Genomic DNA, 10,037 nt, shown 5'->3' on the forward strand with positions numbered 1-10,037 from the left:
TCCTAGAAGTAGCGGGGGAACGGGCTCCAGTCCGGCTCGCGCTTCTCCAGGAACGCGTCGCGGCCCTCGACCGCCTCGTCGGTCATGTACGCCAGCCGGGTGGCCTCACCGGCGAACAGCTGCTGGCCGACCAGGCCGTCCTCGGGCAGGTTGAAGGCGTACTTCAGCATCCGGATCGCCTGCGGCGACTTCCCGTTGATCTCGGAAGCCCATTGCAGCGCAACGGTTTCCAGGTCGCCATGATCGACCACCTCGTTGACCGCGCCCATCGCGTGCATCTGCTCGGCGGTGTAGGCGCGGCCGAGGAAGAAGATCTCGCGCGCGAACTTCTGCCCGGTCTGGCTGGCGAGATACGCCGACCCGTACCCGGCGTCGAACGAACCCACGTCGGCGTCGGTCTGCTTGAAGCGGCCGTGCTCGCGCGAAGCCAGCGTCAGGTCGCACACCACGTGCAGCGAGTGCCCGCCGCCGGCGGCCCAGCCGTTGACCACGCAGATCACCGGCTTGGGCATGAACCGGATCAGTCGCTGCACCTCCAGGATGTGCAGCCGGCCCGCTCTCGCCGGGTCCACCGTCTCCGCGGTGTCGCCGCTGGCGTACTGGTAGCCGCTGCGGCCACGGATGCGCTGGTCGCCGCCGGAACAGAACGCCCACCCCCCGTCCTTCGGCGACGGCCCGTTGCCGGTCAGCAGCACGACGCCGACGTCGGAGGACATCCGGGCGTGGTCGAGGACGCGGTGCAGCTCGTCGACGGTGTGCGGGCGGAACGCGTTGCGCACCTCGGGCCGGTCGAACGCCACCCGCACCGTCGGCTTGGGTGCGCCGTCGGCGATGTGGCGGTGGTAGGTGATGTCGGTGAGGTCGTCGAAGCCGGCCACCGGCTCCCACAGGCGGGCATCGAACGGATTGGTCCCAGGGTCTGTCGCGGCGTCTGTCACAGCGTCAGACGCTATCGAAGCGAAAGACCGAGCAGCGCCCGGCCAACCGTTCGAACTCGTCGGGGTCGGGTCCGGTGACCAGACCGGCGTTCTTCATGAAGCTCACACCGGTGGGCACCAGGACGGGGAACTGCCGCAGCAGCGGGCGGGCCTGATCGGCGCTGAGCTCGACCAGCCGCACCGGTTCGCGCACCTTGCCGCGCACCACGACCGCATCGGGATTGGCCTGCGCGTTGCGCACCCAGTCCGCGCCGGGGAACCCGCCGACCACGTAACGCCGCCCGTCCACCTCGAACGGGGTGATTGGCGTGGACCGCGGCCGGCCGGACTTGCGGCCGGTCACCGTCAGCACCAGCGGACCGTCCTTCATCAGGCCCGTCTTCATCGCGGCCATCAGCACTTTGTTCATCGGTTTGAGCCACCAGGGCGGCTTCGGATCAGCCATGCGCTCCAGTGTGCCGTCACAGGCCGTGGGTGCGCAGGGCCGCGATCAGGCCGTCCGGACGGTCGGCCGTCGGCAGCGGATCGACGAGGGCGAAACCGCACCCCAGTGTCCTGGCGCCGCCGTCGGCCTCGTCGCTGTCGCCGACCATCAGCGCGTGTTCCGGGGGCACGCCCAGCCGGTCGAGTGCGGTCCGGAAGATCGCCGGGTCCGGCTTGACGGCACCGACCTCGAAGGACAGCACGAACTCGTCGACATCTCCGGCGACGCCGACCCCGTGGAACGCCGGCCTCACGTCGAACGCGATGTTGGACACCACCGCGGTCTTGACCCCGCGCCGGTGCAGGCCGCTCAACACGGCGGCGGTGTCCGGGTAAGGAATCCAGCTGTCGGGGTCGATCACGCGGGCGTACAGCGACTCGGCGTGATGACGAGCGAGCCCCGACTCGCGCAGCACGTGCAGGTACGCCTCGCGGTGCAGATGCGGCGCCAGGTCCCGGTTGGTCCACGCCTCCAGCGCCTCCGGCGTCATGTGCACCGAACGGCCGGTCGGCGCGGTGAGCCGTCGCATCAGCTCGGCCTGCACGTGGCCGTCGACCTCACGGTCCTCGTCACTGTCCAGCGTGATGCCCGCGAACCAGCTCTCGTCCTCCTCCAGCCGGAACAGGGTGCCGGAGAAATCGAACAGAACAGCCGCAACGTCGGTCACCCGACCATCGTGCCAGGTGTGAAACCGCCGCCGAACGGCTAAATAAGCGCATGACCGCGCCTGACTCGTTCCCGCTGCAGACCGTTGTGGTGGTGCCCGCGCACAACGAGTTTTCACACCTGCCGCAGTGCCTCCGGGCGCTCACCACCGCAGCGCTGTGCCTCCCGACGCCGGTCTGCGCGGTCGTCGTCCTGGACTCGAGCGACGACGGCAGCGAGCAACTGGCCGGTGAGTTCGGCCCCGACGTGCACTTCATCTCGGTCGACGCCGGCAACGTCGGCGCCGCCCGCGCCGCGGGATTCGAGTACTCGAAGTCGCTGTACGGGCAGATCGACCCTCAGGACACGTGGTACGCCACCACCGACGCCGACAGCGTCGTCGACGCCGACTGGCTGATGCGCATGGTCCGCCCCGATCTGCACGCCGGCGCGGACATGGTGCTGGGGGTGGTGCGCGTGCCGAACTGGCGGCACGTCTCGCCCGCGGTGGTGCGCCGCTATCTGCGCTCCTACCGGTCCTCCGGGACCGACCACGACCACGTGCACGGGGCGAACATGGGTTTCCGCGCCGACGCGTACTGGCATGTCGGCGGCTTCCGCGCCCTGGCAAGTGGCGAGGACGTCGAGTTGGTGGAACGGTTCGAGGCCGCCGGGCTGACGGTCCACCGGGACCGGCGCCTGTCGGTGGCGACCTCGGACCGGCGGGAGGGCCGCGCTCCCGGGGGCTTTGCGCAGCACCTGAGGAAGCTGTCCGGCTCCGCGCCGCGGTCGAAGGCAGGAGCGGGGACGTGACCGCCGGTCCGAGCTGCACTGCGCGGCCGGCGTGATGGGAGTCCACGCTCCGCTCTGCCTGGGCTTGCCGGACGGCCAGATAGCCGAGCGCGACGAACGTCTCGCGGATCTGGTCACCGAGATCCTGGCCACCAAGCCGCCGGGAACCTGGTGCGCCGCCACCTGGCGTGGTGACGGTCATCCCGACCACGAGGCGGTCGGACGCGCGGCGGCGGTGGCGGCGGAGCGCACCGGCGCGGTGCTGCTGGAGTATCCGGTGTGGATGTGGCACTGGGCGCGGCCCGACGACGGCGCCGTGCCGTGGCACCGCGCGTCCGCGGCTCCGTTGACCCGGTTCGCGGTCGAGCGCAAGAACGTTGCGGCGCAAGCGTTCCGCAGCCAGCTCGTCCCTCCGGCGCCCGGGGTGGACCCGGTCCTTCCGCCGTACGTGTTGAGCAGGCTGATGGCTGTGGGAGAGGTGGTCTTCCGCTGAACAGTCGACTGCCTGACAGCTACTTCGAGCGCATGTATGCGGAGTCGGCGGATCCCTGGCATCTCGAGTCGCGGTGGTACGAACAGCGCAAGTACGCGATCACCACCGCCCTGCTGCCCTACCCGCGGTACCGGCACGCGTTCGAGCCGGGGTGCTCGGTCGGCGTGCTCACCGAACGGCTTGTCGGTCGGTGCGATCATGTGACCAGCACCGACATCAGCGTCGGCGCATTGGACGCCACGCACCGGCGGCTGACGGCCGCAGGTGTCGGGAATCGGGTGACGTTGCTGCGCGGGTCACTCGACCAGCCCTGGCCCGCAGGACCTTTCGACCTGGTGGTGCTCTCGGAGGTGTGCTACTACCTACAGCCTTCGGCGCTGCGGGAGGTGCTCGATCGCGAGGTGCCCCGACTTGCCCGGGCGGCGACGGTCGTCGCCGCGCACTGGCGGCATCGGGTGGAGGATTATCCGATGACCGGCGACCGGGCCAACGACATCATCGGGGCGACACCGGGCCTGCATCACCTCGGCGTGTATCGCGACGCCGATGTGGTGATCGACGTGTTCGACAACGTCGGCGGCCCGTCGGTGGCGGCGCGTACCGCGGTGCCCGGCGGCTAGCGGGTCCTGGCCCTGGCGGCCTTGTCGTGCAGCACGTCGCGCTCGCGATCGTTGTCGGCCAGCGCCGCGGCACGCTCGAACTCGGTTGCGGCGTCGGCGTTGCGGCCGAGTCGTGCCAGCAGTTCGCCGCGCACGCTCGGCAGCAGGTGCGAGGTCTCGAGGCCCTTGATCCCGTCGAGAATCCGCAGCGCCGTGGCCGGCCCGGAGTCCGGATCCGCCATGGCGACCGCGATCGCGCGGTTGAGTTCGACCACCGGTGAGGGTGCGAGTCGCAGCAGCGCGTCGTAGAGAGAGACGATGCGTTGCCAGTCGGTGTCGGCGGCGGTGGGTGCGACGGCGTGGCATTCGGCGAGGGCGGCCTGCAGCGAGTAGAGGCCCCAGCCGATCTTCTTGCGCTGCAGCACTTCGGCCGCGCGCTGGAGAGCGGCGACGCCGCGCTGGATCTGGGCGCGGTCCCACATGGTGCGGTTCTGGTCCTCCAGCAGGATGGGCCGTCCGTCGGTGTCGGTGCGCGACCGCAGCCGCGAGGACTGGAACTCCATCAGCGCGACAAGACCGTGCACCTCGGCCTCCTCCGGGGCCAAGGCGGCCAGGACACGGCCCAGACGCAGTGCCTCACTGCACAATTCGTAGGGATCCAGCGGTGACCCGTCGACGCCGAGTAGCCCTCGTTGAACACCAGGTAGATCACGCTGAGCACCGAGGACAGCCGCTCCGGGTAGGCGGATCGGTCCGGAACCTCGAAAGGCGCACCGGTCAGGGACTTCTTGGCCCGCACGATGCGCTGGGCGATCGTCGCCTTCGGCACGAGGAACGCCTTCGCGATCTCCTCGGTCGTCAGGCCGCCGACCACCCGCAGGGTCAGGGTGATCTGGTTCTCCCGGGACAGCGTCGGGTGCGTGGACATGAAGATCAGCCGCAGGACGTCGTCGTCGATGCGATCGGGGTCCCACGCGTCGTCGACGTGATCCTCGAGATCTCGGGCCATGGCGGCGTACTTGGTGTCGAGATTGTCCTGTCTGCGCCAGTTGTCGACGGCCTTACGTTTGGCGACGGTGGTCAGCCATGCGCCGGGGTTGCGGGGCACTCCGGTGTCCGGCCATTGGGTGAGGGCGTCGACGAGGGCTTCCTGTGCGAGGTCCTCGGCGAGGCCGACGTCGCCGACCGCGCGGGTGAGTGTGGCGACGATCTTCGCGGCCTCCATGCGCCAGACCGCATCGACCGTCTGCTGCAGGTCGCCGCCGGTCACGTCAGCACCTCGGCCAGGTCGAACCTGTCCCAGAGGTTGAGGAAGTTCGTCAGCATCAACAGCCTGCTGCGGGCCTGCTCGTTCCCGGCGATCCGGGGGTCGAAGCGGTCGGCCACCGGTTCGGGAAGCAGCTGAGCAGGTATGCGGGAACGTCGAGCAGCCACGCCGGTCCCATGATCGCCGCATAGGTGAGCACGTGTCTGCGCAGAACCCGCGGGTCCAGCGCGGGCCCGCCCGCCGCCGCGAACTCGGCGACGAAGTAGCCGAGCAGCGAGTCGAAATCGGTGTTCCACATCTGGGTTTCGGCGCTGCACAGGGCGCCCCAGATCGCCATGGCGAGGTTCATCTGGCCGACACAGCCCCAGTCGAGCAGTCCGCACTCGAGCCGCCCGTGCGGGTCACGCCAGAACCACGCGTTGTCGACGTTGGCATTCCAGTGGCACAGCGCGACGTACCGAGGGTCGGCGCCGAGTTCGCGCCACAGCTCGTCGACGCGATCCGGGCAGCGCGGGGCCTCGTCGCGCAGCCGGGAAATGAACTGCGGGGAAGCGACATTGGCGGGCAGAAGTGCAGGATGGCGGGAAACCAGCTCGGCGAGGTGGTCGACGCGGCGCTGCAACTGCTCGCCGGTGTACGGGGCGCGCTCGCCGACCGAGAGCCGCCGCATGTCGACGGGGAACTCCATCTCGGCGGCGAGGCCACCGGCCATGTGGGTGCCCGCCAGCCGGGCCAGTGCACGGAGCAGCGCGCGGTAGTGCGCGGCCGGGTCGGGCATGGTGTGGTCGGCGCACTTGTCGTAGTGCGGTTCTATTCCGTTGCTGCCGTAGCCGATCCGGCTCGTGATCAAAAGCCCGCTGCCCGATCCGTGGTGGAAGTCCGCGAACAGGCATCGGGGCACGTCGATGGGGAATCCCGGCGCCCGGGTGAGCAGCGCGAAGCGCACCTCGTCGGCCATCTGGCCGCGTCCGAGGTCGCGACCGGGGTCGTTGAAGTCCCTGGAGAACTTCACGAACAGGTCGCGCGGCAGTTCGCAGGGCTGTCGGTAGCGCACCGACAGCAGGGCCTTGCGGCCGGTGCTGCCGCCACGGAACTCTGTCAGTTCGTCGATGGCAACGACGGCGTTGTCTTCGGTCAGGGTGCCTGCCCGCCGGAACGCCTCCGTCAGGTAGCCGGCGCCGCCGTCGCGCAACGCTTCGGCGTCGGCGGGGATGTCGAGGCCGAGGTGATCGCCGGGGACCCACTTCGCGAGGGTGCGCATCTTCGCGATTCTGCCGGGCGTGAGGTCGGACGCGACGCGCGGCACCCGCTGTCGGCAGCCCAGGGCGGCGAGGTGGGTACCGTCCCGTCGGTCAGCCGACGGTGCCGTCTCGTCGGCTCAGCCGACCGCCCGTCCCGAACTCTCCCAGAACTGCGCCCGCACCGCCTTCTTGTCGGGCTTGCCCAGCGCGGTCACCGGCACCGAGTCGACGACGATCACCTGCTTGGGGGCCTGCACCGAACCCTTCCGCTCCTTCACCGAGGCCTGGATCTCGGCGATCATCGTGTCGACCGCGGCCTCGTTGGAGGGCGCGTCGGGCCGCAGCACCACCACCGCGGTCACCGCCTCACCCCACTTCTCGTCGGGCGTGCCGATCACGCACACCTGCGCGATCGAAGGATGTTCGGCCACAACGTCTTCCACCTCGCGGGGGAACACGTTGAACCCGCCGGTGACGATCATGTCCTTGGTCCGGTCGACGATGTACCAGAACCCATCGGAGTCCTCGCGCGCCAGGTCGCCGGTGTGCATCCAGCCGTCATGAAAGGTTCGGGAGGTTTCGTCAGGTAAGTTCCAGTACCCACCGGACAGCAGCGGCCCCGACACGCAGATCTCGCCGACCTCGCCCTGCGGCACCGGCCGGCCGTCCTCGCCGAGCAGTGCGGTCCGCGCGAACAGCGTCGGCCGGCCGCACGAGGTCAGGCGCTTCTCGTCGTGGTCCTTCTTGGACAGGTACGTGATCACCATCGGCGCCTCGGACTGCCCGTAGTACTGCGCGAAGATCGGGCCGAACCGCCGGATCGCCTCGGCCAGCCGGACCGGGTTCATCGCCGACGCGCCGTAGTACACCGTCTCCAGCGACGACAGATCGCGGGTATGCGAATCGGGATGGTCCATCAGCGCGTAGATCATCGAGGGCACCAGCATCGTCGCGGTGATCTTCTGCTCCTCGATGACCCGAAGGACCTCGGCCGGGTCGAACTTCGTCAGCACGATCAGCTCGCCGCCCTTGACGATCACCGGGGTGAAGAACGCCGCGCCCGCGTGCGACAGCGGCGTGCACATCAGGAAGCGGGGATTCTCCGGCCACTCCCACTCGGCCAACTGCACCGTCGTCATCGTCGTGATGGACTGCGTCGTGCCCATCACGCCCTTGGGCTTGCCGGTGGTGCCCCCGGTATAGGTCAGGCCGCCGATGTGGTCGGGCGGCAGGTCGGCCGCGATCAGCGGAACGGGCGGGTACTTCGCCGCCTCGGCGCTGAGGTCGACCGCGGCCACGCCGCTGTCGGCGAGTTCGGCAGGCACCGGGCCGATCGTCAGGATCTGCTCGAGCGCGGGCACTTTCTGGATCAGCCCCAGCGCCCGCTCGACGAACATCGGCTTCGGGTCGATGATCAGCGAGGTCACACCCGCGTCGGACAGCACGTAGGCGTGGTCGTCCAGCGAGCCGAGAGGGTGTAGTGCCGTGCGCCGGAAGCCCTGGGTCTGGCCGGCGCCGATGATCATCAGCACTTCCGGCCGGTTGAGCGACAGCAGCCCGACCGCTGCGCCGCTGCCCGCGCCGAGGGCCTCGAACGCCTGAATGTACTGGCTGATCCGGTCGGCGAGCTCGCCGCCGGTCATCGTGGTCTCACCGAGGAACAGCACCGGTCGGTCCTTGTGGCGCTTGAGCGCACCGACGGTGAGGTGGCCGGAGTGCAGGGGATGGCGCAACAGCTCGCCTGACGAGCGCTCGCGCGAGGAAGCATCAGCCTGGGTCATACACGACAGACTAGAACGTGTTCCAATTCCAGTCAGCCACTCCCGGCCGAAACTGCATTCCAGCAGGCCCGCTCTCGCGGTTTTCCTGCTAATCCGAAAATAGAGGTGAGGTGCGCTGGGTGTGGGCGCGTCGGTGTTGCCGTGGGTGCCACGGCGGGTTTGGTGTGTTCGCGGGTCAGGCTAATCCGAAAATAGAGGTGAGGTGCGCTGGGTGTGGGCGCGTCGGTGTTGCCGTGGGTGCCACGGCGGGTTTGGTGTGTTCGCGGGTCAGGCTGCTGGGGTGAGGGTGACGGTGTAGCCGAGTGCTTCGAGTTGTCGGATGTGGTTGCGTTTCTTGGACTCTGGATTGAGGTGTGTGGTGTAGTGGTCGGCGCCGAGGTCGGTGTAGGTGGCGTCGGAGTCGGCCAGCAGGTGCCAGATGATGACCAGGATGGAGCGTCCGACGGCGACGACGGCGCGTTTGTTGCCGCGTCGTCGGGCGATGCGTCGGTAGCGTTGCCCGAGGAAGGTGTCGGTGCGGCCGGCGGAGACGGCGGCCTCGCCCAGGACCTGGGCCAGGTAGCGGTTGCCGTGGCCGGTGTGGGCTTTACCTTTGGTTTTACCGGCCGAGGATTTGATGCCGGGGCTGAATTTCGCCCAGGAGCACAGGTGGGCTGCGGTCGGGAAGATCGACATGTCGGTGCCGATCTCGGCGAGGATGACAGCGGCGGCGAGCGNNCCGATCCCGGGGATCTCATCGAGACGGGCCACCGCTGCGGCGAAAGGGGCCAGATGGGCCTCGATCTGGTCATCGACGGCGGCGATGTCGGCGTCGATGCCGTCGATATGGTCGAGCATGCGGGCCAGCAGGAACCGGTGATGGTCGTCGAAGTGGCCGTTGAAAGCCTCTTCGAGTTGGCCGATCTTGGTTCGCATCCGTGATCTCGCCAGCTGGGCCAAGACGGCGGGGTCACGCTCTCCGGCGATCATCGTGGCCATCATCGCCCGCCCGGACACCCCGAAGATGTCGCTGGCTACCACCGAGAGCTTGATGCAGGCGTCTTCGAGGAGCTTTTCCACGCGGTTCTTCTCCGCGGTACGCACCGCGATGAGGTCGGCGCGGTAGCGGGTCAGATCGCGTAATTGCCGGATCGGGGGCGGGGGAACGAAACTGGGGCGCAGCATCTGGCGTTCGGCCAGCTTNGCCAACCACACTGCATCCAGCACATCGGTCTTGGGTCGGCCCGGTAGGTGTTTGACGTCGCGGGCGTTGACCAGCCACGGGTCAAGGCCGTGGGCCTCGAGCAGATAGAACACCGGTTTCCAGTAATCGGAGGTGGCTTCCATGACCACCCGCGAGACCCCGGATTCGACGAGGTGACTGGCCAACTCGGTCAACGACCGCGTCATCGTCGAGTGCGTGGTCACCTCNTGCAAACGGCGGCTGCCCCGGCCGGGCACCCGCACGCAACACACCAGTTCAGCCTTGCCGATATCGAGAGCTGCGACCCTGGCGATGATCTGTTCAGAGTCCTCGGATTCTGCCAGCATCGTTGTACCTCCACTCCTGTGCGCGTCCACCATTTGAGGGTGTGGTCGCCTCGTGGAGTCGTATGGGCCAACAGAAAATCTAATCCGCGTGCTTGATCGCCGAACACCACCGGCGGCAACAATGAAGGGCCCTCAACACGACTCCAGCACCTGGCTGGAATCCGGCCTCGAAGAACCATGCAGACACGGCGTCGCAAGGCGACCACCAGCCCATTTTCACCCCGGAACGGGCGACCGCAAGGTCACATTGGCTGGAATGCAATTCCG

8 protein-coding genes and 2 pseudogenes are annotated in these 10,037 nt (G+C 68.5%); 3 read left to right on the forward strand and 7 right to left on the reverse strand.

Annotated features, from left to right (window positions below):
- Positions 1–2 precede the first annotated feature (2 nt).
- Genes H7I57_RS09620 through H7I57_RS09630 form a run of 3 tightly spaced genes read right to left on the reverse strand, consistent with a single transcriptional unit; the run spans position 3 to position 2,089 of the window.
- Positions 3–938: a 1,4-dihydroxy-2-naphthoyl-CoA synthase gene (locus H7I57_RS09620; protein WP_264023204.1), complete on the reverse strand. Its 936-nt coding sequence runs from the start codon at positions 936–938 to the stop codon at positions 3–5.
- Between the two features lie 4 nt (positions 939–942).
- On the reverse strand, positions 943–1,383 hold the full coding sequence (locus H7I57_RS09625) for a nitroreductase family deazaflavin-dependent oxidoreductase (RefSeq protein ID WP_264023205.1): 441 nt from the start codon (positions 1,381–1,383) through the stop codon (positions 943–945).
- A gap of 16 nt (positions 1,384–1,399) precedes the next feature.
- Entirely contained in the window at positions 1,400–2,089 is a 690-nt protein-coding gene (locus H7I57_RS09630) for an HAD family hydrolase (RefSeq protein ID WP_264023206.1), read from the reverse strand.
- A gap of 50 nt (positions 2,090–2,139) precedes the next feature.
- Between H7I57_RS09630 and H7I57_RS09635 the strand changes: the two genes are divergently transcribed.
- Genes H7I57_RS09635 through H7I57_RS09645 form a run of 3 tightly spaced genes read left to right on the forward strand, consistent with a single transcriptional unit; the run spans position 2,140 to position 3,972 of the window.
- Positions 2,140–2,880 carry a glycosyltransferase family 2 protein gene (locus H7I57_RS09635; RefSeq protein WP_264023207.1) on the forward strand — a complete coding sequence of 247 codons (741 nt, stop codon included), beginning with the start codon at positions 2,140–2,142 and terminating at the stop codon, positions 2,878–2,880.
- Between the two features lie 34 nt (positions 2,881–2,914).
- The gene (locus H7I57_RS09640; RefSeq protein WP_372510163.1) at positions 2,915–3,352 is read left to right on the forward strand and encodes a PIG-L deacetylase family protein; all 438 of its coding nucleotides are present in this window, start codon (positions 2,915–2,917) and stop codon (positions 3,350–3,352) included.
- Positions 3,353–3,384: 32 nt separating this feature from the next.
- Positions 3,385–3,972: an SAM-dependent methyltransferase gene (locus tag H7I57_RS09645; RefSeq protein ID WP_264023208.1), complete on the forward strand. Its 588-nt coding sequence runs from the start codon at positions 3,385–3,387 to the stop codon at positions 3,970–3,972.
- On the opposite strand, the pseudogene H7I57_RS09650 reads toward H7I57_RS09645, so the two are convergent.
- The 4 genes and pseudogenes from H7I57_RS09650 to H7I57_RS09665 all read right to left on the reverse strand — a co-directional run bounded on the left by H7I57_RS09650 (position 3,969) and on the right by H7I57_RS09665 (position 9,770).
- A pseudogene (locus H7I57_RS09650) lies at positions 3,969–5,176 on the reverse strand (RNA polymerase sigma factor). The gene H7I57_RS09645 and the pseudogene H7I57_RS09650 sit on opposite strands and share 4 nt — an antisense overlap.
- Before the next feature lie 41 nt (positions 5,177–5,217).
- Positions 5,218–6,479: pseudogene (locus H7I57_RS09655) on the reverse strand (hypothetical protein).
- A 117-nt stretch (positions 6,480–6,596) separates the two neighbouring features.
- Entirely contained in the window at positions 6,597–8,240 is a 1,644-nt protein-coding gene (gene fadD8, locus H7I57_RS09660) for a fatty-acid--CoA ligase FadD8 (RefSeq protein ID WP_264023209.1), read from the reverse strand.
- Positions 8,241–8,507: 267 nt separating this feature from the next.
- Entirely contained in the window at positions 8,508–9,770 is a 1,263-nt protein-coding gene (locus H7I57_RS09665; RefSeq protein ID WP_264023210.1) for an IS110 family RNA-guided transposase, read from the reverse strand.
- Positions 9,771–10,037: the final 267 nt, after the last annotated feature.

Source organism: Mycolicibacterium pyrenivorans (genome assembly GCF_025821625.1).
GTDB lineage: Bacteria > Actinomycetota > Actinomycetes > Mycobacteriales > Mycobacteriaceae > Mycobacterium > Mycobacterium pyrenivorans.

Coding starts and splice junctions, on each gene's coding strand:
- H7I57_RS09640 (WP_372510163.1), top strand. CDS start 2,915: ATGGGAGTCCACGCTCCGCTCTGCCTGGGCTTGCCGGACGGCCAGATA.
- H7I57_RS09625 (WP_264023205.1), bottom strand. CDS start 1,383: ATGGCTGATCCGAAGCCGCCCTGGTGGCTCAAACCGATGAACAAAGTG.
- H7I57_RS09645 (WP_264023208.1), top strand. CDS start 3,385: ATGTATGCGGAGTCGGCGGATCCCTGGCATCTCGAGTCGCGGTGGTAC.
- H7I57_RS09635 (WP_264023207.1), top strand. CDS start 2,140: ATGACCGCGCCTGACTCGTTCCCGCTGCAGACCGTTGTGGTGGTGCCC.
- fadD8 (WP_264023209.1), bottom strand. CDS start 8,240: ATGACCCAGGCTGATGCTTCCTCGCGCGAGCGCTCGTCAGGCGAGCTG.